Genomic DNA, 26,442 nt, shown 5'->3' with positions numbered 1-26,442 from the left:
CGAGGTGACGCATGCACGGTAGTGGTCTTGAGTTGGCGCTGGTGTTCCTGCTGGCCGCGGTGATCGCGGTGCCGGTATTCAAGCGGTTCGGGCTGGGCGCGGTGCTGGCGTACCTGGTGGCCGGCGTGGTGCTGGGCCCGGACGGCCTGGCGCTGGTGCGCGACGCCGACCGCATCCTCAACGCCGCCGAGATCGGCGTGGTGATGATGCTGTTCGTCATCGGTCTGGAACTGTCGCCCTCGCGCCTGCGGGTGATGCGCAAGCCGGTGTTCGGCGCCGGCGGGCTGCAGGTCCTGCTGAGCGCGCTGGTGCTGGGGGGGACCGCGCTGCTGTTCGAGCATCACTGGAAGACCGCGCTGGTCGTCGGACTGGGCCTGGCCCTGTCGTCCACCGCCGTCAGCCTGCAACTGCTGTCCGAACGCAAGGAACTGACCAGCGAACACGGCCGGCTCGGTTTCGCGATCCTGCTGTTCCAGGACCTGGTGGCCATCCCGCTGCTCGCCGCCATCCCGCTGCTGGGCGGCGCCAAGAACGAAACGCTGACCTGGACGATGGTGTTGCATGCCATCGGCGCCATCGCGATCGTGATCTTCGGCGGCCGGCTGGTGCTGCGCCACCTGTTCCGCGTGGTGGCGCGCACCCGCATGCCCGAAGTGTTCACCGCCACCGCATTGCTGGTGGTGCTGGGCATCGCCTGGTTCATGCAGCTGGCCGGCCTGAGCGCGGGCCTGGGCGCGTTCCTGGCCGGCGTGCTGCTGTCCGATTCGGAATTCCGCCACGAGCTGGAATCGCAGATCGATCCGTTCAAGGGCCTGCTGCTGGGCCTGTTCTTCATCGCGGTCGGCATGGACATCGACCTGGACGCGGTGGTGGCGCAGCCGGAACTGATCACCGCGGGCGTGGCGATCCTGCTGACGGTCAAGTTCGCGCTGCTGTTCGGCATCGGCCGCTGGCCGGGACGGCTGGAGCCGCGCGGCGCGCTGATGCTGGCCGGCACCTTGTGGCTGGGCGGCGAGTTCGCCTTCGTGGTCTTCAGCGAAGCGGCCCGGGTGAAGCTGATGAACGCCGAACTGCGCAACCAGCTGACCGCCATCGTCGGCGTCTCGATGGCGCTGACGCCGGTGCTGCTGCTGGGGCTGCATCGCCTGCTGGCGGGGGTGAAGCGCCCACCGCCGCAGGGCCGCACCTTCGACGAGATCCCCGATGAGCAACCGCAGGTGCTGATCGCGGGCATGGGGCGGTTCGGCCAGATCGTCGCGCGCCTGCTCACCGCCCAGCGCATTCCCTTCGTCGCGCTGGAACACAGCACGGAAACCGTGGACACGCTGCGGCGCTTCGGCAACATCCGCCTGTACTACGGCGACCCGACCCGGCCGGACCTGCTGCGTTCGGCGGGCGCGCAGCACGTGAAGGTGTTCGTGATCGCGATGGACGACCCGGATACCAACATCAAGGCCACCCGGCTGATCCGGCGGATGTTTCCCGACGCCCGCGTACTGGCGCGTGCGCGCAACCGCCAGCATGCGTGGCGGCTGATGGACCTCAGCGCGGAGGCCTATCGGGAGACGCTGGGCTCGAGCCTGGAGATGGCGCAGCAGGTGCTGGTGGAGCTGGGCGTGCCGCCGGAAACCGCCGCCGAGCACACGCGCCGTTTCCGCGCGCACGACGAAAAGCTGTTGCGCGCGCAGTACCTGGTCTACGACGACGATGGCGCGGTGATCCAGACCGCGCGCGATGCCATCAGCGACCTGGAGAAGCTGTTCGAAGCCGACGCGACCGGAGAAGGCCCGCCGGCACGCGGGCGTTAGCCGCGATCGCGCAGGAAACGCGCCATCGAGGCGCCCGCGCCGGGCGCGACCGGTACGAACTCGGCGGCCACGTCGATGAAGCCGCGCATCACCGCGATCTCGCGCGGGGTGCGGTTCAGGGTGTCGCGCAGCTCGGGATCGGCGCCCGCGCGCAGCAGCCGGCTGACCACGCGCAGCAGGCCGTGCAGCGACGCCAGGTGCAGCGGACCGAAGCCCCGCGGATCCTGCACGTCCAGCGACACGTCTTCGTCGAGCAGGCGTTCCAGGCCCGCCAGCACGACCTCTTCGTCGCAGGCCGTGCCGGGTTCGGCGCGGGCGCCGAGCAGCAGCAGCAGCGGCGTCACCGAGCCGGCCGCCACCTGCTCGGATTCCGCGCCCGACAGCAGCAGGGTGTCGAGCAGGGCGACCAGGCGCGGTTTCTCCCGCGCGGTGAACCCGTACAGCGCCGCGCAGTGCAGCGGCGTCAGCCCCTGCGCATCGCCGGCATGCACGTTGGCGCCGGCGGTGATCAGGCGCGCGACGATCTCCGGCAGCCCCAGCGCGGCCGCGAGCATCAGCACGGTGACGCCGCCGGGCAGGCGGTGTTCGATGTCGGCCCCGGCCGCAAGCAGCGCAGCGACGATGTCGGCCTGGCGCATGCTCACCGCGGCCGACAGCGGCGTGGCGCCAGTGGTGGCGGCGCGCTGCGGATCGGCGCCACGGGCCAGCAGCAGGTCCACGGTGGACCCGAAGCCGCCACCGGACGCGCGCAGCAGCGCCGTACACCCTTGCGCATCCGGCGAATCGACGTCGAAGCCCAGGTCCAGCAACCGCCGCACGGCGTCGCGGTCGCCGGCCATCGCCGCCGCCGGCAGGTCGGATGCGCGCAGCGCGCGCCGCGGCAGCGGCCAGGTACGCCAGTCCAGCCAATCGGCCAGGTCGCGACGCCCGCAGGCCAGCGCCACCCCGAGGGGGGTCTGTCCGTCGGCGGCGCGCGCATCGGGCGAAGCGCCCTTGGCGATCAGCTGCTTCAGCGCGGTTTCGCGGCCGAGTACGGCCGCCAGGTGCAGCGCGGTCATGCCATGGCTGTCGCGCGCCTCGCGGTCCACGCCGATGTCGAGCAGGCGATCGAGCAGGCGCTGCCAGCCCAGCCGTACCGCCAGCGACAGCGCCGGATCGCCCTGCACGGAATTGCCGAAGGGGTCCGCGCCCCGTTCCAGCAGGTCGAGGGCGCAGGATTCCAGCGTACGGGCGGCCTGATCGTCGGCGGCGCACGCTGCGAGGAAGCGGGCCAGCCCCCCTGCCCCGGCCGGCGACAGGCCGCGTGCAAGCACGATGCCCAGCGCCACCGTGCCTGCGGCCCCCTGGGACAGCAGGGTGAACGCGAGCGTGTCGCCCTGGGCGTTCCGGATTTCCGCATCGGCACCGTGGCGCAACAGCCACGCCAGGCGTGCCGGACGCTGCATCTCCGGGTCGTGCAGCAGCGCGCCGAGTTCTTCGCGCGAGCACAGGCGCGCCAGCGCGTCCAGACCTTCAAGCTGGCCACTGGCCAGGCCGTCGCGCAGCAGCGCGGAGGGCGCGCGGTCCGCCACCGTCTCGTCCTCGGCGGACGCCACCGCGCTGGGCAGCGCGTACGCCGGATCGAGCGCCGACACCAGCGCCCACCGGCCCGCTTCCGCGGCGGCGTCGACGGCGCGCCGGCCGGCGGCGTCGGTGTCGGCCGGATCGAGGCCCCATTCCAGCAGGCGACGCACCAGGGCGGGCGAGGCCTGTTCGGCGCCGCACGCCAGCATCAAGGCATTGCGCCGGTCCGCATCCCGGGCCAGGCGGTCGGCGCCGGCGTCGGCGAGCTTTTCCAGCACCGCAACGCGGGCGCCGACCGCGGCCTCCAGCCAGGGCGTGCGCTGTTGCGCATCGCGGGCATGCACGTCGGCACCGGCGGCGAGCAATGTGGCGACCACTTCGACATGGCCGGCGTGGGCCGCCTCGTGCAGGGCGCTGCGGCCCTGGGCGTCGCGCGCGTCCACCTTGGCCTTGTGCTTGAGCAGCAGCTGCACGCCGGCGGCATCGTCCTCCTCGGTCGATGCGGCGGCCAGCAGCACCGGCTGTCCGCCCTGCGGATCGGGACATGCGCCGCGCTCGAGCAGGAACTTCGCCAGCCGCCAGTTGCCGGCCATGCAGGCCACCCCCAGCGGGGTCAGGCCGTCGTGGTTCAGCGCATCCAGTTCGGCGGCGGCATCGCGCAGCAGCGCCACCACGCCGGGGTCGGAGCTGCGCGCAGCGTGGTGCAGCGGCGTGTTGCCGTCCGCATCGGCGATGCGCGGGTCGGCGCCGTTGGCCAGCAGGGTGGTGACCGCGTCGGGCCGGCCGTGCCAGCTGTCGCGGGTGGCGGCCAGCAGCGGGGTGACGCCGGCATGCGCGTGGTTGAGGTCCACGCCATGCGCGATCAGCGTGCGCAGCAGGCGCAGGTCGGGCAGCACCGCCGCCAGCGCGCCCAGGCTGCGCTGGTCGCGCGCGCCGTCCGGCGGCAGCGCATGCGGATCCGCGCCGGCTTCGATCAGCTCCAGCGCGCGCTCGACGCGCCCGCCGCGCGCGGCTTCGAACAGCGCCTGCTGCAGATCCAGGGCCTGGGCGGCCGTCTCGAGCGCCGGTTCGGGTGCCGCGTTGCTCCGGATGTCCGGCATGTCCACGACCGGCAGCACACCTGCGCCCTCCAGCCGCTGCACGCCCCAGTGCAGCGCCGGCAGCAGCAGCGCGTACGCCACCGCCGAACCCGCACGCAGCCCTTCCGGCACCAGGCCGGGCCACGCCAGCCAAAGCCCGCCGCCGACGGCCAGCGCCAACAGGGTGGCCACGGCCAGACCGCGCCAGGCATGGAAGTCGCGCTCCACCAGGCCACGCCAGTGCGCGGACAGGGCACCGCCGTCGCGTTCCAGTCCGTGCCAGAGCGGCCACGTGCGCCACAGCCCCACGATCACCGCGCCCACCACCGCGCTGACGCCCAGCGCGGCGGGCAGGCTGCCGGTGTCGCGCAGCGAGGCCAGCGGCCATGCCAGCAGCACGGCCGTGCCGGCAAAGGCGGCCGCCCATGCCAGCAGCAAGGCGGGCACGTCCTCGCGCCAGGCACGGGCCGGTGCCAGCACGCGCGTGCCACGCAGCCAGGACACCCCCAGCGCCACGGCTGGCTGTGCCAGACAGGCGCCGAGCGCGGCCAGCAGCCCCCCGGCCCAACCGCCGGCGCCGGCCAGCAGCAGGCCCGCCAGCAGGGCGGCCACGGCAACGGGGCGGGTCTGCAGCCGGGACTCAGGCATCGGGACGGACGGCAGGATCGGGCTGCGGCGGGAACTGGATGTGGAAGCCGCGCGCGGCCAGGTTGGTGCGCACGACGGCCACGTCCTCGCGGGCCAGTTTGCGGTCCGGGGTCAGGGCCACGTCCAGCACGAACGTCAGCGCGCCCAGTTGGGCGCGCAGCGGCTCCGGCACGCGGCCGAAGTCATCGCGCGCCGCCAGGTAGACGAACGTGTCGGCCTTGCGCTGGCTCTTGTAGACGTAGGCGTGCATCCGCGCGTACTGCGCCCTGCGAGTGGACAAGCGGGGATTGTGCGGGAAATGCCCCATGCGCGAAACCCGCGCCGCAGGCGCGCGCGGCATGACGATCAGCGGCCGGCGCCTGGCGGAGGGGCTGGTAATCTTCGCCTCTTCACCTTGCACTAACGGATGCCCGATGCGCCCCGCCCTGCTTGCCTTGCTGCTGCCGTTCGCCCTCGCCCCCGCGGCGCACGCCCAGACGACCGCGCCGTTCACCCTGGAACAGGCGATGGCCGAACCGGACTGGATCGGTCCGCCGGTGGAACGCGCCTGGTGGACCTGGGACGGCAAACAGGTGCAGTACGAACTCAAGCGCGACGGCAGCAGCGTGCGCGACACGTTCGAACAGGCGCTCGAAGGTGGCGCCGCGCATCGCGTGGCCGACGACCAGCGCGCGCGCCTGGACGCGGCCAACCCGGTCTACGATGCCGCCCGCCGGCGCATGCTGCTCACGCGCAACGGCGACCTGTTCGTGCGCGACCTGCGCAGCGGGGCGCTGACCCAGGTCACCCGCACCAACGAGGCCGAACAGCAGGCGCGCTTCGGTGCCGATGGCGCGGTGCTGTGGCGGGCGGGCAACAGCTGGTACCGCTGGACCGCCGGCACCGGCACCGCGCTCGTCGCCGAACTCAAGGCCGAACGCGACCCCCTGGCCCCGCCCAAGGCCGATGCGCTGCGCGAGCAGCAGTTGCGCACGATCCGCACGCTGGCCGATGACCGCGCCCAGCGCGAGACCGCGCAGCAGCAGGCCGAGGCGTGGCGCAGGGCCGATCCCACCCGCGCGCCGGCGCCGGTCTACCTGGGCGCCGAAGTGGAGATCGAATCGAGCTCGCTCTCGCCGGACGGGCGCTGGCTGCTGGTGGTCACGCGCAAGAAGGGCGCCGACGCCGGACAGGCCGGCAAGATGCCCAAGTACGTCACCGAATCCGGCTACGAGGAATTCCAGGACGTGCGCACGCGCGTGGGCCGCAACGCGCCGCTGCCGCATGCCCTGTGGCGGGTGGACCTGGCCGACGGTAGCGTCAAGCCGCTGGCCTTCGACCCGCTGCCGGGCATCGACCGCGACCCGCTCGCCGCGCTGCGCAGGAAGGCCGGACAGGAGCCACTGAAAGGCCACCGCGACGTGCGCGTGGAGAACGACAGCGACGGCAGCGCGGTGGCGTGGACGAACGACGGCACCCAGGCCGCCGTGCAGATCCATGCCGTGGACAACAAGGACCGCTGGATCGCCACCGTCGATCTGCCCGGCGCGCGCCTGCAGCCGCGCCACCGGCTGACCGATGAGGCGTGGGTGAACTGGGGCTTCAACCAGTTCGGCTGGCTGCCGGACAACCGCACGCTGTGGCTGCTTTCCGAAGAGTCCGGCTACTCGCACCTCTATACCGCCACCGGCACCGGGAGGCTGCGCGCCCGCACGACGGGCAGATGGGAAGTATCCGAGCCGCAGGTGGCGCCGGACGGCAACGGCTTCCTGTTCCTCTGCAACCGTGCCTGGCCGGGCGACTACGAGGTCTGCGGCCTCGATCTGGCCACGGACCAGCTGCGCGAAATCACCGCGCTCGACGGCGTGGAGGGCTTCAGTGCCTCGCCGGACGGCCGCCAGCTGCTGGTCCGCCATTCGCGCAGCTACACGCCCGCGCAGCTGTCGGTGGTGGGCATGGACGGCCGCCAGGCGCGGCAGCTCACCGATACCCGCTCCGCCGCCTTCAAGTCGCGCCGATGGCACGAGCCGCAGTACGTGCAGGTACCGTCGAAGCATGGCGCCGGCGTGGTCTGGGGCAAGTACTACGGCCCGGAGACGATGGAACCCGGCAAGCGCTATCCCATCGTGATGTTCGTGCACGGTGCGGGCTATCTGCAGAACGTCACCGCGCGCTATCCCAACTACTTCCGCGAGCAGATGTTCCACCACCTGCTGGTGGAGCGCGGCTACATCGTGCTCGACCTGGACTACCGCGCCAGCGAAGGCTACGGCCGCGACTGGCGCACCGCGATCTACCGCAACATGGGCCACCCCGAGCTGGAGGATTACCTGGACGGCCTGGACTGGCTGGTCGAGCAGAAGCAGGGCGACCGCGACCGCGCCGGCATCTACGGCGGCAGCTACGGCGGCTTCATGACCTTCATGGCGCTGTTCCGCTCGCCGGGCACCTTCAAGGCCGGCGCCGCGCTGCGGCCGGTGGTGGACTGGACCCAGTACAACCACGAGTACACCAGCAACATCCTCAACACGCCGGAACTGGACCCCGAGGCTTATCGCACCTCGTCGCCGATCGAGTACGCCGACGGCCTGCAGGACCACCTGCTGATCGCGCACGGCATGATCGACGACAACGTGTTCTTCAAGGATTCGGTGGTGCTGACGCAGAAGCTGATCGAGCTGCGCAAGGACAACTGGGAACTGGCGGCGTATCCGCTGGAGCGGCACGGCTTCACGCGCTCGGACTCGTGGCTGGACGAGTACAAGCGCGTGCTGAAGCTGTTCGAGCAGAACCTGAAATAGGCCATGGGCACCCCGTCGCCCATCACGAAGAGCGCCGCCTTCGTCACCGTCACCGCGAAGGTGTCGATCGTGATGGGCCTGGTGGCGACGCTGTACGCCGCGCTGCAGGTGCTGGTGGCACTGCTGGTGCTGCGCGGCGGCGAGATCGACAGCGTCCTCGCGTTCCTGGCCACGCAGCCGGTACCGGCTGCGGTGCGGTGGGCGCTGTCGCATGGGGTGGCCATCAGCGTCGGCTTGCTGCTGGCCAGTGGCGCCTTCCTGGCGGTCTCGGTGGGCCTGCTGCGGCGGCGCGCGTGGGGCTGGTGGGGTTTCGTGGCCTTCCTGGTGCTGGGCGCGGCCGCCAACTTCGGCGTCATCGCGGTGATCGATGCGCTCTTCACCTGGATCGACCAGCTGCCGAAGGCGCCGGATGCCGCGTCGTTGGCGGCCGAACTGGCCGCGCTGCGCCACCTGTCGCTGGCACTGGCATGGGCGACGGCGGTGACGTTCGGCGCCCTGCATGCGCTGATCGTCTGGCAGCTGTGCCGTCCCCACGTGCGCGCCGAGTTCGGGTGAGCGCAGCGTGCCCGGTAGAATGGGCGGCATGAACGACATCACGCCCGTCCGCGATTACCTGACCGACCTGCAGGACCGCATCTGCGCCGCCATCGAGGCCGCCGATGGCACGGCCCGGTTCCGCGAGGATGCCTGGAGCCGCCCGCCCGGCGATGCCTCGCCGATCCGCGGCGGAGGGCGCACGCGCGTGCTGCGCGATGGCGCGGTGTTCGAACAGGCCGGCATCGGGTTCTCGGATGTCTCCGGCGATCGGCTGCCGCCCTCCGCCTCCACACATCGTCCCGAACTTGCGGGCGCCTCCTGGCGCGCGGTCGGCGTATCGCTGGTCTTCCATCCACGCAACCCCTACCTGCCCACCACCCACGCGAACGTGCGCCACTTCCGCGCCGAGCGCGATGGCGAAACGGTGGCATGGTGGTTCGGCGGCGGCTTCGACCTGACCCCGTTCTATCCGGTGGACGAGGACGTGCATCACTGGCACCGGACCGCGCGCGACCTGTGCGAGCCGTATGGCGGACAGGCCCGCTACGACGCGCACAAGCGCTGGTGCGACGAGTACTTCTTCCTCAAGCACCGCAACGAGACCCGCGGCGTGGGCGGGTTGTTCTTCGACGACCTCAGCGAAGACTTCGGGCGCGACTTCGGCTACCTGCGCTCCGTCGGCGACGGCTTCCTGGAGGCGTACCTGCCCATTGTCGCGCGCCGCAAGGACGTGCCCTACGGCGAACGCGAACGCCAGTTCCAGTTGTACCGGCGGGGCCGCTACGTGGAATTCAACCTGGTCTACGACCGTGGCACGCTGTTCGGCCTGCAGAGCGGCGGCCGCGCCGAATCCATCCTGATGAGCCTGCCGCCGCTGGTGCGCTGGGAATACGGCTATGCGCCGGAAGATGGCAGCGACGAGCAGCGGCTGGCGGACTATCTGCGCCCGCGCGACTGGTTGGCCGAATTCGCCTGAGCCTGTTCTTCTTCTGCAGGAGCGAGGTGAGTCGCGACCGCGCGCCACCCAATGCGTGGGGCTTGGCCGGCGCACGCGGGGGCAGGCATTCCCTGTTTCCCGCGCGGTGCGGGCGAGACGAACGTCAACGGCGTTTCAGTTCCACGGTCGCGACTCACGTCGCTCCTGCAGGGAGCTAGGTCTGCCTGCCCACCACCGTGATGTGCCCGTTGTTCTCCAGCACGGCCAGGCGGATGTCGGCCATGTCCAGGCAACCGGCTTCGCGCATCGCCTTCTCGAAGTCCTCGCGACTGATCAGCTCGCGCCGCAGCACTTCGCGATAGACCTGCCCATCCCGCGCCAACAGCACCGGCACGCCTTCGATCCAGCGCTCCACCTTCGGCGACCGCGCCGATACCAGGCCCACGCTCCAGTTCAACGCGATCAGGGTGGCGGCCAGCAGCAGGCCGCCGCCCACCGACGTATCCTCGCCGAGCAGCGCGTTCTGCACCGCGTTTCCCAGCAGCACGACCAGCAGCATGTCGAACGGCGTGAACTGCCCCATCGTGCGCTTGCCGCTCATGCGGATCATGGCCAGCAGGATGAAATACACGGCGCAGGCGCGCAGCACGAACGCCCACCACGGCATGGCCAGCTGGAACATCGGTTCGAGGATCGCGCTCATGTGTCACCGCCTGGTCGAGGACGCCACGCACGGTAGCGCACGCCATCGGGCCAAACGACGGGCAATAAAAAGCCCCGCAGACCAGGGGGAGATCGGCGGGGCCAGAGGAGCGGGACCTGGGGAGGGGTCGTCGCTCCGGGGGAGATCGCTCCAGGGGATGGGAGAGATCAGCGACAGACGTTGCATCTGTCGCGAGCTATATGACCACTCCGCACATGGATGGTTCGTGAAGATTCCGGTTAAAAAACCGTAAGATTCAGGAGGAATTCAGTTTATTGAACTGGCCGGTATACAAATATACCTGTCAGGGTTTTCCTGAGCTTCCGCAAGTACATGTTCTGCAAGGAAAACGTTTTCAGCCCGGGCTCAGTGGGCCTCTTCCCAGTTGTTTCCCACCCCGCTGTCCACCACCAGCGGAACGCTCAGTTGCGCGGCGGCCGCCATCCGTGACGTCGCTTCGGCCAGCAGCTCCGGCACGAAGTCGGCATCGGCTTCGAACACCAGTTCGTCGTGCACCTGCAGGATCATCAGGGCCTGGTCGCGGTGATGCGCCAGCCACGCATCCACGCCGATCATCGCGCGCTTGATGATGTCCGCCGCGGTGCCCTGCATGGGCGCGTTGATCGCCGCGCGCTCGGCGCCGGCGCGCTGGCCCTGGGTGCCCTTGTTGATGTACTCCAGGTACAGGCGGCGGCCGGACACGGTTTCGACATACCCATGCTCGCGCGCCTGCTGGCGCGTGCGTTCCATGTAATCGCGCACGCCGGGGTAACGGCTGAAGTACAGCGCGATGTAGTCCTGCGCCTCGCCGCGCCCGATCCCCAGCTGGCGCGCCAGGCCGAACGCGCTCATGCCGTACATCAGGCCGAAGTTGATGGCCTTGGCGGCGCGGCGCTCGTTGGCGGTGACCTCCTCCAGCCTGCGGCCGAACACTTCCGCCGCCGTCGCCTTGTGGATGTCGGCGCCGGATTCGAACGCGCGCACCAGGCCCGGGTCCTGCGACAGGTGGGCCATGATGCGCAGTTCGATCTGCGAGTAGTCGCAGGCCACCAGCTTGCGGCCCGGCGGCGCGACGAAGGCCTTGCGGATGCGGCGCCCGTCGTCGGTGCGGATCGGGATGTTCTGCAGGTTGGGATCGGTCGAGGACAGCCGCCCGGTCGCCGCACCGGCCTGGTGATAGCTGGTGTGCACGCGGCCGGTGTCGGGGTTGACCATCTCCGGCAGCTTGTCGGTGTAGGTGCTGCGCAACTTGGCCAGGCCGCGGTATTCCAGGATCACCCGCGGCAGTTCGTGCTGGTCGGCGATGGCCTCCAGCGCCTCCTCGTTGGTGCTGGGCTGGCCGGTGGGCGTCTTCACCAGCACCGGCAGCTTCAGTTCGTCGAACAGCAGCGCCTGCAACTGCTTGGGCGAATCCAGGTTGAAGGTGCGGCCGGCCAGCTCGGTGGCCTTCTGCTGCGCCGCCAGCATGCGCTTGGACAGGTCGGCGCTCTGCCGGCGGAGTTCGTCGCCATCGATCATCACGCCGTTGGCTTCGATGCGCGCCAGCACCGGCACCAGCGGCATCTCGATGTCGCGGTACACGCGCTGCAGGCCCGGCTCCGCCGCCAGCCGGGGCGCCAGCACGCGGTGCAGGCGCAGGGTGATGTCGGCGTCTTCGGCCGCATAACGGGTGGCGTCGTCGACGGCCACCTGGGAGAACGGAATCTGCTTGGCCCCCTTGCCGGCCACGTCCTCGTACTTGATGGTGTCGTAGCCGAGGAAGCGCCTGGCCAGGCTGTCCATGTCGTGGCGGTTGCTGCCCGAGTTCAGCACGAAGCTCTCCAGCATCGTGTCGTCGGCATAGCCCTGCACGTCCACGCCATGGCGGCGCAGCACGTGCAGGTCGTACTTGCCGTGCTGGCCCAGCTTGCGCTTCGCCGGATCGGACAGCACCGGTGCGAGCGCCTCCAGCACCCGGGTACGGTCGAGCTGCGGCGGGGCGCCGGGGTAGTCGTGCCCCACCGGCACGTACACCGCCTTGCCGGTCTGCGTGGCGAAGCTGAGGCCCACCAGATTCGCCTGCATCGGATCCAGGCTGTCGGTCTCGGTATCGAACGCGAACTCGTCGGCCGCGCGCAGCTGCGCGACGAGCGCGTCGAGCTGCGCGGGTTCGGTCACGGCCGCGTATTCGCCCGCGGCGCCCAGCGCCGGGTCGACGGCTTCGTCGGGCGCCGTCGTGGCGACGCGTCCGGTGCCGCGCGCGCGACCCGGTTCCTTCTCGGCCACGGCGGACGCCTCGGGCGCTCCGCCTTCGAGTTCCTTCAGCGCCTGGTTGAAGCCATAGCGCGCGTACAGCTCGCGCAGCGCTTCGACATGGCGCTCGCGCAACGGCAGCGAGTCCGGCCCGCCCTCCAGCGCCACATCGGTCTTGATGGTGACCAGTTCGCGATTCAGCGGCAGGCGCGGCAGGGCCGCGCGCAGGTTGTCGCCGATCTTGCCCTTGATCTCACCGGCCCTGTCGATGATGGCGGCCAGCGAGCCGTATTCGCCCAGCCACTTGGCGGCGGTCTTGGGCCCGCATTTCTCCACGCCGGGCACGTTGTCCACCGCATCGCCCATCAGGGCCAGGAAGTCGACGATCTGCTCGGGACGCACGCCGAACTTTTCGACCACGGCGTCGGCGGAGTCCAGACGGCTGCCGCTCATCGTGTTGACCAGCGCCACGCCCGGCCGCACCAGTTGGGCGAAGTCCTTGTCGCTGGTGGAGATGGTGACCTGCATGCCCTGCGCCGCGCCCTGCAGCGCCAGCGTGCCGATCACGTCGTCGGCCTCCACGCCCTCCACGCGCAGCAGCGGGAATCCCAGCGCCTGCACGATGCGGATCATCGGCTCGACCTGCGCACGCAGGTCCTCGGGCATCGGCGGCCGGTTCGCCTTGTAGTCGGGATAGAGCTCGTCGCGGAAGGTCGGCCCACTGGCGTCCAGCACGAAGGCCACGTAGTCCGGCTTTTCCTTCAGCGTGGCGCGCAGCATGTTGACCACGCCGAACAGCGCGCCGGTCGGCTCGCCCTGCGCATTGGTCAGCGGGGGCAGCGCATGGAACGCGCGGAACAGGTAGCTGGAGCCGTCGATCAGTACGAGTCTTGTCATGCCGGCATTCTACGCCGCACCCCCGGGCGCGGCGTCACGCGCAACGCGCCGCATTGGGCGCATAATCCGGCCGACTCCCCCGACAGGACGCCGCGATGAACCGCATGACGACCCTGGCCTTGCCGCTGTGCAGCCTGCTGGCCATCGCCGGCTGCGCGTCGACCGGCGGCCGCCCCTCCGAGGTGGACCTGGCCAATGCGCAGGTCGCCGTGCGCACCGGGACCAACGGCGACGTGATCGAGGAATACCGCGTGGCGGGCAACCTGCGCATGGTCAAGGTGACGCCGGCGCGCGGCGCGGCCTATTACCTGTACGACTCCGACGGCGACGGTCGCCTGGACAAGAGCAAGGACAACGTCGACGTCTCGCCGGTGTACTGGAAGCTCTACGGCTGGTGAGGTCCGGCGTTCAGCGGATCACCAGCACCGGCACGCCGCAGCGGGCCAGCACTTCGCTGGTCTGGCTGCCAAGCAGCAGGCGGCCCAGGGCGCGCCGCCCGTGCGACGCCATCACGATGAGGTCGCAGCCCTGGCGCTCGGCCGTGTCCACGATCGTCTCCGCCGCATAGCGGTCGGCCACGTGCAGCAGCTGCGGCGTCACGCCCGCCCGCTCACCCTCCGCCGCCGCCGCATCCAGTACCTTGCGCGCGGCCTCGTTGCGGGCGTTCTGGAAATCCGGCAGCGAGGTCGCCACCGCGCTCCAGCCCAGCGCATCGTCGAAACCGGTGTTGATGGGCTCGCTGACGGTCAGCACCGTGGCCTTGGCCTGCAGCCGGGCCGCCAGGGCCAGGCCGTGCTGCACGCCCTTGCTGGCCCGTTCCGAGCCGTCCGTCGCGATCAGGATATGCCGGTACATGCCGCACCTCGTGGTGATGGGATGCGGCCATTACACGCCCGCCGGGCTTAGGGCGCCGTGATCTGGATCAACCGGCGGCCCCCTAGAGGGCCTGCAGGTTGGCGTAGGCCAGCACCAGCCACTTGCTGCCCTCGCTGGCGAAATTGACCTGCACGCGCGCGTGCGCCCCGCTGCCCTCGTAATCGGTCACCACGCCCGGCCCGAACTTGGCATGGGTGACGGTCTGGCCCAGCTTGAGTCCCGGTGTCTCCAGGCTGGCATGGCCGGGCGCGGGACGGGTGGCGAAGCCGGAGGCCGGCCGGCTGACCTGCACGCGCGGGCGCACTTCGTTGAGCAGGTTCGCCGGGATCTCGCGCAGGAAGCGCGACGGGATGCCGTACATGTCCTGGCCATGCAGGCGGCGCGCCTCGGCATAGGTCAGGACCAGCTTCTGGCGGGCGCGGGTGATGCCCACGTAGGCCAGGCGCCGCTCCTCTTCCAGCCGGCCGCTCTCGTCCAGCGAACGGTTGCTGGGGAACAGCCCCTCCTCCAGTCCGGCCAGGAACACCAGCGGGAACTCCAGGCCCTTGGCCGAGTGCAGCGTCATCAGCTGCACGCCGTCCTCGCCGGCCTCCACCTGGCCTTCGCCGGCCTCCAGCGCGGCGTAGGACAGGAACGCGACCAGCTCGCTCATGCCTTCCGTCGCGTCGTCGTCGTCGATGCGGCGCACGAAGCGCGAAGCGACCGACACCAGCTCGTCCAGGTTCTCGGTGCGCGATTCGGAATCCAGTCCGCCACGGCTCTCCTTCGCCCAGTGCTCGCGCAGGCCCGAGCGGACCAGTACGTGGTCCACGCGCTCGGCCAGGTCCAGTTCGGCGGTTTCGCCGGCCAGCTGTTCGACCAGCGCCATGAACGCGGCCAGTGCGTTGCGTGCGCGCCCGGCCAGTTCCGTGCCCTGGGTGGCCAGCATGGCCGCGCCCCACAGCGACACGCGCGCGTTCCGCGCGAGACGACGCACTTCGTCCAGCGTGCGCTCGCCGATGCCGCGTGCCGGCGTATTGACCGCGCGTTCGAAGGCGGCATCGTCGCCGCGGTTGGCCACCAGGCGCAGGTAGGCCAGCGCATCCTTGATTTCGGCGCGCTCGAAGAAGCGCATGCCGCCGTAGACACGGTACGGCAGCTGTTCGGACAGCAGCGCTTCTTCGAACGCGCGCGACTGCGCGTTGCTGCGGTAGAGGATGGCGGCGTCGCCCAGGCTGCCGCCGTCGCGCACCCATTGGCGGATGCGTTCGACGACGAAGCGCGCTTCGTCCATCTCGTTGTAGGCCGCGTACAGGTCGATCGGCTCGCCGTCGCCGGTATCGGTCCACAGCTGCTTGCCGATGCGCCCGGGGTTGTGCGCGATCACCGCGTTGGCCGCGCCCAGGATGTTGGCGCTGGAACGGTAGTTCTGCTCCAGCCGGATGGTCCGCGCGGAGGGATGGTCGCGCAGGAACTGCTGCATGTTCTCGACCTTCGCGCCGCGCCAGCCATAGATGCTCTGGTCGTCGTCGCCCACCACGAAGACATGCCCGGTGTCGCCGGCCAGCACGCGCACGAAGGCGTACTGGATGGCGTTGGTGTCCTGGAACTCGTCCACCAGGATCTCGCGGAAGCGCGTGCGGTAGTGCGCCAGCAGGGCCGGCGTGTCGCGCAGCAGTTCGTGCGCGCGCAGCAGCAGTTCGGCGAAATCCACCAGGCCGGCGCGGTCGCAGCGTTCCTGGTAGCCGGCGTAGACCTGGCGGCGCACGTCCAGCCAGTCGTCGTTCGGCGCCGGCTGGATGTGCTCGGGCCGGCGGCCTTCGTCCTTCTGCTCGTTGATCCACCAGGTGAGCTGCTTGGGCGGGTACTTGCCCTCGTCCAGTTCCATCGCCTGCACCACGCGCTTGACCAGCCGCTGCTGGTCGTCGCTGTCCAGCACCTGGAAGGTCTCCGGCAGCTTCGCTTCCTGCCAGTGCAGCCGCAGCAGGCGGTGGGCCAGGCCATGGAACGTGCCGATCCACATGCCACGGCTGCCGTTGCGCAACTGCACATCGGCGCGCGCGCGCATTTCGCCGGCGGCCTTGTTGGTGAAGGTCACCGCCAGGATGCCGTGCGCGGGCACGCCGTGCACCTCGTTCAGCCAGGCGATGCGGTGGGTCAGCACGCGGGTCTTGCCGGAGCCGGCGCCGGCCAGCACCAGGTAATGCCCGGGCGCGGCCGAGACGGCGTCGCGCTGGGCGGGATTCAGGTCATCGAGCAGGTGGGAGACATCCATCCGCGCATTTTACGGCCTGCGGCGGCCCATACCCTGAGACGCAGTCCGTTCAGGCCCGTTCGGCGACGTGCATGAAGGCCCTGCCAGCGGCCGGCGGCCAGCCGGAGCCCACCTGCATGCCGGGATCAGTGCGCCGCGTGCTTGCCCTGCGTACCGCTGTTCATCAGCTTGTCGGTGTAGGCGATGCCGATGGCGGACAGGATGAAGATGGCATGGATGATGGTCTGCCACATCACCCCGGTGGCGGTGAAATCACTGCAGGTCTTCGCCAGCCAGCCGGCGGTCCTGGCGGCTTCCGCGGCGGCGAAGGCTTCCGGCGTGCCGCACAGCGGCAGGCCGGCCAGCGTGCTGGCGCCGATGAAGGTCTTCAGCAGGTGGATGGACGAGATGCCGATGATCGCCATGGCCAGCTTCACCTTCAGCACGCTGGCGTTGACGTGGCTCAGCCATTCCGGCTGGTCGGGATGCTTCTCCAGCCCCATGCGCGACACGAACGTCTCGTAACCGCCCACGATGACCATCATCAGCAGGTTCGAGATCATCACCACATCGATCAGGCCCAGCACCAGCAGCATGATGTCCTGCTCGCTGAGACTGGTGGCGCCATGGACCAGATGCCACAACTCCTTCAGGAACAGGATGACGTACACGCCCTGCGCCACGATCAGGCCCAGATACAGCGGCAGCTGCAGCCAGCGCGAACTGAAGATCAGGGCGGGCAGCGGGCCCAGGCGCGCGGATTTGGGATCGGTCATGCGGGGAACGGTCTTTTCCAGGGATGGCGCAGGGTAGCGGCCGGATCCGACGCTGCCAAGTCCGCGACCGCCGCTAGACTGCGGGCCTGCCCCGCGAGGAACCGCCATGATCGACCTGTACTACTGGCCCACGCCCAACGGCCACAAGATCACGCTGATGCTGGAAGAACTGGCGGAGGCGGGCGCGCCGCTCGAATACCGCCTCGTGCCGGTCGACATCGGCAAGGGCGACCAGTTCAAGCCCGATTACCTGGCGTTTTCGCCCAACAACAAGATGCCGGCGATCATCGACCACGCACCGGCCGATGGCGGCACGCCGATCAGCGTGTTCGAGTCCGGCGCCATCCTGTTGTACCTGGCCAACAGGAGCGGACGCTTCTTCGGTGCCGACACGCGCCAGAAGGTGGCCGTGAACCAGTGGCTGATGTGGCAGATGGGCGGCCTGGGACCCATGACGGGACAGTACGGCCACTTCACCGTGTACGCGCCGGAGAAGATCCCGTACGCCATTGACCGTTATACGCGCGAAGTGCGGCGCCTGCTCGGCGTGCTGGACACGCAGCTGGCGAAGCATGCCCATGTCGCCGGCGAGGACTACAGCATCGCCGACATGGCGACCCACCCGTGGATCAACGCGTACGACAAGGCGCCACTGGACCTGTCGCCGTACCCGCACCTGCAGCGTTGGCATGCCGCCATTGCCGCACGTCCGGCCGTCCAGCGCGCGTATGCGCTGACGTCGCAGGTCAATCCGGATGCCGGCAAGCCGCTGACCGAGGAAGAGCGCCGGCACCTGTTCGGCCAAGGCACCCCCAACCTGTAGGCGCGCCCTTGGGCACGATGCCTTTCTGACGACCCTCGCAGAGCATCGCGGGCATGGCCCGCTCCTACAGGCCATCTGCGGGCATGCCCTGCAATGACGGTGCGTCCCACCTGCGGGCATGCCGGGCAATGACGGCGCGTCGAACCTGTAGGAGCGCCCTTGGGCGCGATGCCTTTCTGTGGACCCTCGCAAACGCATCGCGGGCATGGCCCGCTCCTACAGGCCATCTGCGGGCACGCCATGCAATGACGGTGCGCCCCACCTGCGGGCATGCCGGGCAATGAAGGCGCGTCGAACCTGTAGGAGCGCCCTTGGGCGCGATGCCTTTCTGACGACCCTCGCAGAGCATCGCGGGCATGGCCCGCTCCTACAGGCCATCTGCGGGCATGCCCTGCAATGACGGTGCGTCCCACCTGCGGGCATGCCGGGCAATGACGGCGCGTCGAACCTGTAGGAGCGCCCTTGGGCGCGATGCCCTTCTGCAGACCCTCGCAAAAGCATCGCGGGCATGGCCCGCTCCTACAGGCCATCTGCGGGCATGCCAGGCGATGACGGTGCGCCCCACCTGCGGGCATGCCGGGCAATGACGGTGCATCCCACCTGTAGGGGCGCCCTCGGGCGCGATGCCTTTCTGTGGACCCTCGCAAACGCATCGCGGGCATGGTCCGTTCCTACAGGCATGCCATGCGATGGCTGCATCTACACCACCGGGTCCGGATGCAATAATCCGGGCCTGACCGGCCCTGCCGCCCGAGAAATCCGATGCGCCTTGCCCTGTTCGCCCTGATGACCGTCGCCACTGCCCTGCCCGCCCACGCCGAGAAGCTCACCCTGGAAGCCATCACCGGCAGCGCGCCGCTGTCGGGCCCGACGCTGACCAAGCCGCAGATCGCGCCGGATGGCACGCGGGTGACGTTCCTGCGCGGCAAGGACAGCGACCGCAACCGGCTGGACCTGTGGGAATACGACGTCGCCAGTGGGCAGACGCGCCTGCTGGTGGATTCGTCGGTGGTGCTGCCGGGCGAGGAGGTGCTGAGCGACGAGGAGAAGGCGCGCCGCGAACGCCAGCGCATCGCCGCGCTGTCGGGCATCGTCGACTACCAGTGGTCGCCGGATGGCAAGGCACTGCTGTTCCCGCTGGGCGGAGAACTGTATTTCCACGACCTGGCGAAGTCCGGCAGGGACGCGGTACGCAAGCTGACCGATGGCGGCGGCTTCGCCACCGATCCGAAGATCTCGCCGAAAGGCGGCTTCGTCAGCTTCATCCGCGACCGCAACCTGTGGGTCATCGACCTGGCCAGCGGCAAGGAAGTGCGACTGACCGGCGATGGCAGCGAGACCGTGGGCAACGGCGTGGCCGAGTTCGTCGCCGATGAGGAAATGGACCGCCACACCGGCTACTGGTGGGCGCCGGACGATTCGGCCATCGCCTTCGCCCGCATCGACGAAACGCCGGTGCCGGTGCAGAAGCGCTACGAGGTCTATCCCGACCGCACGGAGGTGATCGAGCAGCGCTATCCGGCGGCCGGCGACCCCAACGTGCGGGTGCAGCTGGGCGTGATTGCGCCCAAAAGCGGCGCGAAGCCGCGCTGGATCGACCTGGGCAAGGATCCTGACATCTACCTGGCCCGCGTGGACTGGCGCGATCCGCAGCGCCTGACCTTCCAGCGCCAGTCGCGCGACCAGAAGAAGCTCGAGCTGATCGAAGCCACCCTGGCGACGGGCGGACAGCGCACGCTGGTGACCGAAACCTCGAAGACCTGGGTGCCGCTGCACAGCGACCTGCGCTTCCTGAAGGACGGCCGCTTCCTGTGGTCGTCGGAACGCAGCGGGTTCGAGCATCTGTACGTCGCGTCGGAAGACGGATCGACGCTGACCGCGCTCACGCAGGGCGAATGGGTGGTCGACGGCCTGCTGGCGGTCGATGAAGCCGCCGGCCTGGCCTACGTCAGCGGCACGCGCGACGGCGCCACGGAGACGCATGTCTATGCCGTGCCGCTGTCCGGCGGCCAGCCGCGCCGGCTGACGCAGGCGCCCGGCATGCACGCGGCCACCTTCGCGCGCAACGCCAGCGTTTTTGTCGACAGCTGGTCCAGCGACACCACCCTGCCGCAGATCGAACTGTTCGAGGCCGACGGCACGAAACTGGCGACCCTGCTCGCCAACGACGTCACCGATCAGACGCACCCGTACGCGAAATACCGCGCCGCCCACCAGCCGACCACCTACGGCACGCTGACCGCCGCCGACGGCGCCACGCCCCTGCACTACAGCCTGATCAAGCCGGCCGGTTTCGATGCGAAGAAGCGGTACCCCGTCGTGGTCTTCGTCTATGGCGGCCCGGCCGCACAGACCGTGACGCGCGCCTGGCCCGGCCGCAGCGACAGCTTCTTCAACCAGTACCTGGCACAGCAGGGCTATGTGGTGTTCTCGCTGGACAATCGCGGCACGCCGCGCCGGGGTGCGGCCTTCGGCGGTGCGCTGTACGGCAGGCAGGGCACGGTGGAGGTGGACGACCAGCTGCGCGGCGTCGAATGGTTGAAGTCGCAGTCGTTCGTCGATCCGGCGCGCATCGGCGTGTACGGCTGGTCCAACGGCGGCTACATGACGCTGATGCTGCTGGCCAAGCACAGCCAGGCCTATGCCTGTGGCGTGGCGGGCGCACCGGTCACCGACTGGGCGCTGTACGACACCCACTACACCGAGCGCTACATGGGCCTGCCGAAGGCGAACGAAGCCGGCTACCGCGAAGCCAGCGTGTTCACCCACCTGGACGGGATGGGCGCCGGCAAGCTGCTGCTGATCCACGGCATGGCCGACGACAACGTGCTGTTCACCAACTCCACCCGGCTGATGAGCGAACTGCAGAAGCGCGGCACGCCGTTCGAGCTGATGACCTACCCCGGCGCCAAGCACGGCCTGCGCGGCAGCGACCTGCTGCACCGCTACCGCCTGACCGAGGATTTCCTTGGCCGTTGCCTGAAGCCGTAAGCGTTCAACGGGAAACGACCGGAGCCCCGCATGCACGCCACCGCCCCGCCCCCCTCCACCTGGTGGAGCCGCAACTGGAAGTGGTGTGTACCGGTGCTGGCGGCGCTGCTGCTCGCGCTGTTCGCCGCCTTCATCTTCGGCATCCTGGCGCTGGTCTTCGGCGCGATGAAATCCTCGGACCCGTACCAGCACGCGATGGCACGGGCGCAGGCCGATCCCGCTGTGACGGCCGCGCTCGGCACGCCGATCCAGGCCGGCTGGCTGGTGCAGGGCAACTTCAGCAGCAACGGGCCCGACGGCGAGGCCAACCTGTCCATCCCGCTGGACGGCCCGAAGGCCGACGGCACGCTGTTCGTCGTGGCGAAGAAGCACGCCGGCCAGTGGCGCTACGAAACACTGGCGGTGAACGTGGACGGGGGCGAGCGGATCGTGCTGGAACACGACGCGGCGATGCCCCTGCCCTGATCCCCGAACGACGAAGGCGGCCCAGGGCCGCCTTCGCGCATCCGATCCTGGCGGACCGCGTCAGGGTTTCGGGGCGGGATCGGGCACCACGAGGGACGGATCCACCGGCGTACCCGGCGGCACGTAGATCGCGATGCCTGCGGCCTGCTTCTGGGTGGTGGGGATGCCCATACTCAATCCGCCACCGGAGTGGCGGCCGTAGCTGCCCGCGCCGACCGACATGCCCACCGGCGATCCGCTGGACCCCACGCCCAGCAGCACCACGCCATTGGCGCCCAGGGCGGCGGCTTCGCGCTTGAGGCGCGCCACGGCGGCGTCGGTCTGGCCCTGGGTGCCGAAGCCGACCGCGCTCTTGGACTCCAACTGGGCGATTTCCTGCGAACCCGCCGGTGGCGTGCGATAGACCTGCACCTGGGCGGGATCGATCGGCGCGCGGGCCTGGCCCAGCATGACCTTGGAGCTGCCGGCACAGCCGGCGGTGAGCGCTACGGCGAACACGATGGCGGCGATGCGGAACGACATGGCGGCTTCTCCCGGTGGCCTTGCGGCGATCTTCCGCCGCACCGCCTGAATACTGGCATATCCCGTCGCCGGACGGCGGCGCCGGGGCGGCGGGTTATCATTTCACCTTGACCATGCACCTGTTTCCCGCACGATGAGCTCCGCTCCCGACCTCCCGCCCGCGCCGCAGCGGCTGGCGGTCGACTACGTCCACGCTCCCGGCCCGCAGGCGCTGCTGGGCATGCCCGAAACGCTGGCGGTGTTCGGGTTCGGCACGCTGGCACCGGCCTCGGCGGCCATCGACGATCCCCGCTACCTGCACGTGCCGCTCTCGCCCCTGCGTGAAGCCGCGGCCCCGTATGAGGTGTGGCGTTCGGCCGGCCCGGTGTCGACCGGTCGTGATGGCGACATCCGCTACAGCCACGACGGCGCGCTGATGTTCGGCGTGCTGGAGTGGGAGGAGCCGGCGGGCGGCATCCTGCATGCCAGCGCGCGCGCCTACGCGGCGATGGCGGCGTTCTGGCGCGGGAGCGGTTACCCGCACCTGCTGCGGATCTGGAACTACTTCGACGCCATTACCGAGGGTGAAGGCGATGGCGAACGCTACCGGCAGTTCTGCGTGGGACGCGTGCAGGGGCTGGGCAGCGTGGACACGCGCACGCTGCCGGCGGCCACCGCCATAGGCAGCCGCGACGGCCGCCGCGTGCTGCAGGTCTACTGGCTGGCCGCGCGCGAACCCGGCCTGCCGCTGGAGAATCCGCGCCAGGTCAGCGCCTACCGCTACCCGCGCGAATACGGCCCGCAGTCGCCCAGCTTCGCCCGCGCCCTGCTACCGCCGTCGCCGCAGGTGCCGCTGCTGCTGTCCGGTACGGCCAGCATCGTGGGGCATGCCTCGCAGCACGCCGATTCGCTGCGCGCGCAGCTGGACGAAACCCTCACCAATCTGGACAGCCTGCTGGGCGCGGCGCGCGCGCGCACCCCGGCGTTGTCGGCGCATCTGGACGCCAGCTCGCGGCTCAAGGTCTACTTGCGCGACGCGGCCGATGCCGATGCCGTCGCCGCGCAGCTGGAGGCCCGCCTGGGCACCCGCGTGCCGTGGCTGATGCTGCATGCCGATGTCTGCCGCCGCGAACTGCTGGTGGAAATCGAGGGCATGCACGGCGTCGGCGCTTGAAGCGGCGGACCCGCATCCGCATAGTGCGGGCATGAGGCGCCGCAACGTGCGCCCGGCTGCGGAGGATGTGCGATGGGACTGATCAGCCTGCTGTGGGGCATCGTGGCGATGGTGTGGATGGTGCTGGCCCTGATTCCCCTGCTGGGTTGGGGCAACTGGTTCCTGATCCCGTTCGCGGCGGTGGGCGCGATCATCGCGGCGGTCGGCATCCTGTTCACCCGCACCGGGAACCGGGGCCGCGCCAAGGTCGGGCTGGTGCTCAACGGCCTGGTCATCGTGGTGGGGATCTTCCGCCTGTCGCTGGGTGGCGGATTGGTCTGACGCCCTTCCGGACGCAGCGTTCCGCGCTGCGACCGCCTGTCGCAGGCCGGGTCGGGCGGCGCGGGCGTATCATGCGGCGCTCTGCCAGGAGCCCATGATGGCCTACCCCTACACCCGCCCGCGCCGCATGCGCCGCGACGAGTTCTCCCGCCGGCTGATGCGCGAGAACGTGCTGACCACCAACGACCTGATCTACCCCGTGTTCGTGCACGAGGAAAAAGGCCGGGTGCCGGTGGCGTCGATGCCGGGCGTCGAGCGACTGTCCATCGATGAGCTGCTGCGCGTGGGCGAGGAAGCGCTGGAACTGGGCGTGCCGGTGCTGGACCTGTTCGGCGTGCCCGATCCGGCGGCGAAGACCGCCGACGGCCGCATCGCATGGGATGAGGACGGCATCATCCCGCGCGCGATCCGCGCGCTGAAGGCGCGCTTTCCCGAACTGGGCGTGATGAGCGACCAGGCGCTGGATCCGTACACCACGCACGGCCAGGACGGCCTGATCGACGACACCGGCTACATCCTCAACGACGAGACCATCGAGGCGCTGGTCAAGCAGTCGCTGGCGCATGCCGCTGCCGGCGTGGACATCCTCTCGCCCAGCGACATGATGGACGGCCGCATCGGCGCGATCCGCGAGGCGCTGGAGAAGGCCGGCCACATCAACACCCGCATCATGTCGTACGCGGCCAAGTACGCCAGCGCGTTCTACGGCCCGTTCCGCAGCGCGGTGGGCAGCGCCGCCAACCTGGGCAAGGGCAACAAGTTCACCTATCAGATGGACCCGGCCAACTCCAACGAAGCGCTGCACGAAATCGCGCTGGACCTGGACGAAGGCGCGGACATGGTGATGGTGAAGCCGGGCCTGCCGTACCTGGACGTGATCCGGCGGGTGAAGGACGAGTTCGGCGTGCCGACCTTCGCGTACCAGGTCAGCGGCGAGTACGCGATGATCAAGGCCGCCGCCGCGAACGGCTGGCTGGACGAGAAGGCCTGCGCGCTGGAAGCGCTGACCGCGTTCAAGCGCGCAGGCGCCGACGGCGTGCTGACCTACTTCGCGCTGGATGCGGCGCGCTGGCTGCGGGACGGCTGACGTCGACCGCATGCTCTGGAAATGAAACGGGAGCCTTGCGGCTCCCGTTTTTGTTCCTGCTCCCGAATCAGAACCGTGCTTCGACGCCCAGCGTCACCGTGTCGGCACGGCTGAAGTCGCAGTCGTAGCTGTAGTCGTCGTCGCAGTCGCTGTCGTAGTACTCGTCGGCGTAGACGAATCCTGTGTACCCGAGCGTGATGTTGAAGTGGCGGTTGATGTCCACGCCGACCGCCAGGCCGGCATAGCCGCCGTCGGTGGAGAAGTCGCCACCACCGGGGATGTCCTGTTCCGCGTCGAAGTAACCGCCGCGCACCATCATGAACCAGGGGCTCTCACCGAAGGTCATGCGAGCATTGGCGCCCACGGCCTTGTAGGTCGCCTTCGCATAGCGCCAGCCGCCGTCGGTCGTTTCGTCCAATCGGCCACCCGACAGTTCCACGCCCACCTGCGTCCACGGGCCGGCCTGCCAGCGGTAGCCCGCGCTGACGGCCACGGCGTCCTGCTCGACGTCTTCGTAGATCCAGCCCTGGCCGGCCTGCACGCCGACGAAGAAGCCGCCGTCATCCTGCTCGCGCGCGGAGGTGTCGAAGGTGGCGGCATAGGGGGCCGGGGCAGGCGCCGCTGCGGGAGCGGGTGCCGGCGGGGCGGCATCGGTCTGCGCCGGCGCGGCGGATTGGGCGGGCGCGGGTGCCGGCGTTTCCTTCTTGCGGAAGGCGTCGTAGGCCGGCGAGAGCGACTGGGCCTGGGCGTGGAAGGCGAAGGCCACCAGGGCCAGTGGCAGGCAACGGAACAGCGTCATCGGATTTCCCCTTTCGGTCGTGGTGATGTCCCCGCGTCCTTGCGGTACCGGCGGGGTGGAGTGGGTGCTCGGCTTGCGCCACAAAGGCATGCACATGCGGGAGCAGCGTCCGGCCGGTTCGCGGCCGGTGGATGCCCGCGCGGCTCCGGATTCGATGGAGGGCGGCCGGACTCCCCTTCCCGGCCCACCTGTCGCCGTGATCCCTGGCACCGTTGCGGCGGCGGCACAGTGCCCCGGCGCCCACGGCCTGTCAAGCCGCCGCCCGCGCGCGGTAGACTCGGGCAGAGCGGCAGCGGCGCCCCTGTTCGCGGCGCGTCCCTGCGGCATCCCTTTCCTCCTGCCCGACGGGTTCCCGCACCATGTCCAGCCATCGCTATGCCGTCTTCGGCCATCCCGTCGCCCATTCGTTGTCGCCGCGCATCCATGCCGCGTTCGCGCAGCAGACCGGCATCGCGCTGGAGTACACCGCCATCGATGCGGCGCCGCACGGCTTCGTCGCCGCGCTCGACCGCTTCGCCGACGACGGTGGCGCGGGCGCCAACGTCACCCTGCCGCTGAAGGAAGCGGCCTTCGCGATCTGCACGCAGACCACCGACCGTGCGCGCCGCGCCGGTGCGGTCAACACGTTGACCCGGAACGAGGGCCAGTGGCATGGCGACAACACCGACGGCGCCGGGCTGGTGCGCGACCTGACCGGTCGCCACGGCCTGGACCTGCGCGCACGGCGCGCGCTGCTGCTCGGCGCCGGCGGCGCGGCGCGCGGCGTGGCGCCCGCGTTGCTGGACGCGGGCATCAGCGAGCTGATCATCGTCAACCGTACCGCCGAACGCGCGGACGCGCTGGCCGATGCGCTGGGCGAACCCGAGCGCGCGCACTCGCGCTACTGGCAGGACCTGGGCGATCTGGGCGACTTCTCGCTGATCGTCAATGCCACGTCGGCCTCGCGGCAGGACCAGGGCGCATTCACCCTGCCCTTCCACCTGGCCACGCCGCGCACGCTGGCCGTGGACCTGAACTACGGCGAGGCCGCCATCCCGTTCCTGGCCTGGGCGCGCGCCGCCGGCTGCCACGATGCGGTGGACGGGCTGGGCATGCTGGTGGAACAGGCCGCGGAGGCCTTCGAGCACTGGCACGGCGTGCGCCCGGACACCGACCCGGTCTACGCCGCGCTGCGCGACCGGGACAAGGTGCTGGTGACGGCGGATTGAAACG

General features: G+C 70.0%; 21 protein-coding genes. 12 read left to right on the top strand and 9 right to left on the bottom strand.

Annotated features, from left to right (window positions below; genetic code table 11):
* Positions 1-11 precede the first annotated feature (11 nt).
* Positions 12-1,808 (top strand): monovalent cation:proton antiporter-2 (CPA2) family protein, encoded by a 1,797-nt coding sequence (locus MUU77_RS01640; RefSeq protein ID WP_245090899.1) that lies wholly within the window; start codon positions 12-14, stop codon positions 1,806-1,808.
* Here the strand turns inward: MUU77_RS01640 and MUU77_RS01635 are convergent.
* Both MUU77_RS01635 and MUU77_RS01630 read right to left on the bottom strand, forming a co-directional pair.
* A complete protein-coding gene (locus tag MUU77_RS01635; protein WP_245090896.1) occupies positions 1,805-5,098 on the bottom strand; it encodes an ankyrin repeat domain-containing protein in 3,294 nt (1,097 codons plus the stop codon). The genes MUU77_RS01640 and MUU77_RS01635 overlap by 4 nt on opposite strands.
* Positions 5,091-5,348, bottom strand: a complete 258-nt coding sequence (locus MUU77_RS01630) for a YcgL domain-containing protein (RefSeq protein ID WP_245094126.1) — start codon at positions 5,346-5,348, stop codon at positions 5,091-5,093. Before MUU77_RS01630 ends, MUU77_RS01635 begins: the two co-directional genes overlap by 8 nt.
* 163 nt (positions 5,349-5,511) lie before the next feature.
* On the opposite strand from MUU77_RS01630, the gene MUU77_RS01625 reads away from it, so the two are divergent.
* The 3 genes from MUU77_RS01625 to hemF are packed head-to-tail and all read left to right on the top strand — an operon-like array spanning position 5,512 to position 9,391.
* Positions 5,512-7,878 carry a S9 family peptidase gene (locus MUU77_RS01625; RefSeq protein WP_245090893.1) on the top strand — a complete coding sequence of 789 codons (2,367 nt, stop codon included), beginning with the start codon at positions 5,512-5,514 and terminating at the stop codon, positions 7,876-7,878.
* A 3-nt stretch (positions 7,879-7,881) separates the two neighbouring features.
* The gene (locus MUU77_RS01620; RefSeq protein WP_245090891.1) at positions 7,882-8,433 is read left to right on the top strand and encodes a hypothetical protein; all 552 of its coding nucleotides are present in this window, start codon (positions 7,882-7,884) and stop codon (positions 8,431-8,433) included.
* 28 nt (positions 8,434-8,461) lie between these two features.
* Positions 8,462-9,391: an oxygen-dependent coproporphyrinogen oxidase gene (gene hemF, locus MUU77_RS01615; protein ID WP_245090888.1), complete on the top strand. Its 930-nt coding sequence runs from the start codon at positions 8,462-8,464 to the stop codon at positions 9,389-9,391.
* A 175-nt stretch (positions 9,392-9,566) separates the two neighbouring features.
* Here the strand turns inward: hemF and MUU77_RS01610 are convergent, their stop codons facing one another.
* Positions 9,567-10,055: a YetF domain-containing protein gene (locus tag MUU77_RS01610; protein WP_245090886.1), complete on the bottom strand. Its 489-nt coding sequence runs from the start codon at positions 10,053-10,055 to the stop codon at positions 9,567-9,569.
* A gap of 366 nt (positions 10,056-10,421) precedes the next feature.
* The gene (gene polA, locus MUU77_RS01605; RefSeq protein WP_245090883.1) at positions 10,422-13,184 is read right to left on the bottom strand and encodes a DNA polymerase I; all 2,763 of its coding nucleotides are present in this window, start codon (positions 13,182-13,184) and stop codon (positions 10,422-10,424) included.
* Positions 13,185-13,279: 95 nt separating this feature from the next.
* Between polA and MUU77_RS01600 the strand changes: the two genes are divergently transcribed.
* Positions 13,280-13,582, top strand: coding sequence for a DUF2782 domain-containing protein (locus MUU77_RS01600; RefSeq protein WP_245090881.1), 303 nt, complete (start codon positions 13,280-13,282; stop codon positions 13,580-13,582).
* Positions 13,583-13,592: 10 nt separating this feature from the next.
* Here MUU77_RS01600 and MUU77_RS01595 read toward each other — a convergent pair whose 3' ends face one another.
* From MUU77_RS01595 to MUU77_RS01585, 3 genes are all read right to left on the bottom strand, one after another.
* Positions 13,593-14,039, bottom strand: a complete 447-nt coding sequence (locus MUU77_RS01595; RefSeq protein WP_245090878.1) for a universal stress protein — start codon at positions 14,037-14,039, stop codon at positions 13,593-13,595.
* An 82-nt stretch (positions 14,040-14,121) separates the two neighbouring features.
* Positions 14,122-16,314, bottom strand: coding sequence for a DNA helicase II (uvrD, locus tag MUU77_RS01590; RefSeq protein ID WP_245090875.1), 2,193 nt, complete (start codon positions 16,312-16,314; stop codon positions 14,122-14,124).
* Between the two features lie 125 nt (positions 16,315-16,439).
* Positions 16,440-17,069, bottom strand: a complete 630-nt coding sequence (locus MUU77_RS01585) for a TIGR00645 family protein (RefSeq protein WP_245090866.1) — start codon at positions 17,067-17,069, stop codon at positions 16,440-16,442.
* Positions 17,070-17,175: 106 nt separating this feature from the next.
* On the opposite strand from MUU77_RS01585, the gene MUU77_RS01580 reads away from it, so the two are divergent.
* The 3 genes from MUU77_RS01580 to MUU77_RS01570 all read left to right on the top strand — a co-directional run bounded on the left by MUU77_RS01580 (position 17,176) and on the right by MUU77_RS01570 (position 21,348).
* Positions 17,176-17,892 (top strand): glutathione binding-like protein, encoded by a 717-nt coding sequence (locus MUU77_RS01580; RefSeq protein WP_245090863.1) that lies wholly within the window; start codon positions 17,176-17,178, stop codon positions 17,890-17,892.
* Between the two features lie 762 nt (positions 17,893-18,654).
* Positions 18,655-20,883, top strand: coding sequence for a S9 family peptidase (locus tag MUU77_RS01575; RefSeq protein WP_245090861.1), 2,229 nt, complete (start codon positions 18,655-18,657; stop codon positions 20,881-20,883).
* 30 nt (positions 20,884-20,913) lie between these two features.
* Positions 20,914-21,348, top strand: a complete 435-nt coding sequence (locus MUU77_RS01570; protein ID WP_245090859.1) for a cytochrome c oxidase assembly factor Coa1 family protein — start codon at positions 20,914-20,916, stop codon at positions 21,346-21,348.
* Positions 21,349-21,408: 60 nt separating this feature from the next.
* On the opposite strand, the gene MUU77_RS01565 is transcribed toward MUU77_RS01570, so the two are convergent.
* A complete protein-coding gene (locus tag MUU77_RS01565) occupies positions 21,409-21,870 on the bottom strand; it encodes a hypothetical protein (protein ID WP_245090857.1) in 462 nt (153 codons plus the stop codon).
* 220 nt (positions 21,871-22,090) lie between these two features.
* Between MUU77_RS01565 and MUU77_RS01560 the strand changes: the two genes are divergently transcribed.
* From MUU77_RS01560 to hemB, 3 genes are all read left to right on the top strand, one after another.
* Positions 22,091-23,023 (top strand): pteridine-dependent deoxygenase, encoded by a 933-nt coding sequence (locus MUU77_RS01560; RefSeq protein ID WP_245094125.1) that lies wholly within the window; start codon positions 22,091-22,093, stop codon positions 23,021-23,023.
* A 72-nt stretch (positions 23,024-23,095) separates the two neighbouring features.
* Positions 23,096-23,344 carry a hypothetical protein gene (locus MUU77_RS01555; protein ID WP_245090855.1) on the top strand — a complete coding sequence of 83 codons (249 nt, stop codon included), beginning with the start codon at positions 23,096-23,098 and terminating at the stop codon, positions 23,342-23,344.
* A gap of 97 nt (positions 23,345-23,441) precedes the next feature.
* Positions 23,442-24,431, top strand: coding sequence for a porphobilinogen synthase (hemB, locus tag MUU77_RS01550; protein ID WP_245090853.1), 990 nt, complete (start codon positions 23,442-23,444; stop codon positions 24,429-24,431).
* 67 nt (positions 24,432-24,498) lie between these two features.
* Here the strand turns inward: hemB and MUU77_RS01545 are convergent, their stop codons facing one another.
* Positions 24,499-25,230 (bottom strand): outer membrane beta-barrel protein, encoded by a 732-nt coding sequence (locus tag MUU77_RS01545; protein ID WP_245090850.1) that lies wholly within the window; start codon positions 25,228-25,230, stop codon positions 24,499-24,501.
* Between the two features lie 359 nt (positions 25,231-25,589).
* Between MUU77_RS01545 and aroE the strand changes: the two genes are divergently transcribed.
* Positions 25,590-26,438, top strand: a complete 849-nt coding sequence (aroE, locus tag MUU77_RS01540) for a shikimate dehydrogenase (protein WP_245090847.1) — start codon at positions 25,590-25,592, stop codon at positions 26,436-26,438.
* The last annotated feature ends 4 nt before the right edge of the window (positions 26,439-26,442 follow it).

This window comes from Pseudoxanthomonas sp. F37, assembly GCF_022965755.1.
Taxonomy (GTDB): domain Bacteria; phylum Pseudomonadota; class Gammaproteobacteria; order Xanthomonadales; family Xanthomonadaceae; genus Pseudoxanthomonas_A.
This window is presented reverse-complemented; position numbering and strand designations above follow the sequence as displayed.

Coding starts and splice junctions, on each gene's coding strand:
- MUU77_RS01640 (WP_245090899.1), top strand. CDS start 12: ATGCACGGTAGTGGTCTTGAGTTGGCGCTGGTGTTCCTGCTGGCCGCG.
- MUU77_RS01635 (WP_245090896.1), bottom strand. CDS start 5,098: ATGCCTGAGTCCCGGCTGCAGACCCGCCCCGTTGCCGTGGCCGCCCTG.
- MUU77_RS01630 (WP_245094126.1), bottom strand. CDS start 5,348: ATGCACGCCTACGTCTACAAGAGCCAGCGCAAGGCCGACACGTTCGTC.
- MUU77_RS01625 (WP_245090893.1), top strand. CDS start 5,512: ATGCGCCCCGCCCTGCTTGCCTTGCTGCTGCCGTTCGCCCTCGCCCCC.
- MUU77_RS01620 (WP_245090891.1), top strand. CDS start 7,882: ATGGGCACCCCGTCGCCCATCACGAAGAGCGCCGCCTTCGTCACCGTC.
- hemF (WP_245090888.1), top strand. CDS start 8,462: ATGAACGACATCACGCCCGTCCGCGATTACCTGACCGACCTGCAGGAC.
- MUU77_RS01610 (WP_245090886.1), bottom strand. CDS start 10,055: ATGAGCGCGATCCTCGAACCGATGTTCCAGCTGGCCATGCCGTGGTGG.
- polA (WP_245090883.1), bottom strand. CDS start 13,184: ATGACAAGACTCGTACTGATCGACGGCTCCAGCTACCTGTTCCGCGCG.
- MUU77_RS01600 (WP_245090881.1), top strand. CDS start 13,280: ATGAACCGCATGACGACCCTGGCCTTGCCGCTGTGCAGCCTGCTGGCC.
- MUU77_RS01595 (WP_245090878.1), bottom strand. CDS start 14,039: ATGTACCGGCATATCCTGATCGCGACGGACGGCTCGGAACGGGCCAGC.
- uvrD (WP_245090875.1), bottom strand. CDS start 16,314: ATGGATGTCTCCCACCTGCTCGATGACCTGAATCCCGCCCAGCGCGAC.
- MUU77_RS01585 (WP_245090866.1), bottom strand. CDS start 17,069: ATGACCGATCCCAAATCCGCGCGCCTGGGCCCGCTGCCCGCCCTGATC.
- MUU77_RS01580 (WP_245090863.1), top strand. CDS start 17,176: ATGATCGACCTGTACTACTGGCCCACGCCCAACGGCCACAAGATCACG.
- MUU77_RS01575 (WP_245090861.1), top strand. CDS start 18,655: ATGCGCCTTGCCCTGTTCGCCCTGATGACCGTCGCCACTGCCCTGCCC.
- MUU77_RS01570 (WP_245090859.1), top strand. CDS start 20,914: ATGCACGCCACCGCCCCGCCCCCCTCCACCTGGTGGAGCCGCAACTGG.
- MUU77_RS01565 (WP_245090857.1), bottom strand. CDS start 21,870: ATGTCGTTCCGCATCGCCGCCATCGTGTTCGCCGTAGCGCTCACCGCC.
- MUU77_RS01560 (WP_245094125.1), top strand. CDS start 22,091: ATGCCCGAAACGCTGGCGGTGTTCGGGTTCGGCACGCTGGCACCGGCC.
- MUU77_RS01555 (WP_245090855.1), top strand. CDS start 23,096: ATGGGACTGATCAGCCTGCTGTGGGGCATCGTGGCGATGGTGTGGATG.
- hemB (WP_245090853.1), top strand. CDS start 23,442: ATGGCCTACCCCTACACCCGCCCGCGCCGCATGCGCCGCGACGAGTTC.
- MUU77_RS01545 (WP_245090850.1), bottom strand. CDS start 25,230: ATGACGCTGTTCCGTTGCCTGCCACTGGCCCTGGTGGCCTTCGCCTTC.
- aroE (WP_245090847.1), top strand. CDS start 25,590: ATGTCCAGCCATCGCTATGCCGTCTTCGGCCATCCCGTCGCCCATTCG.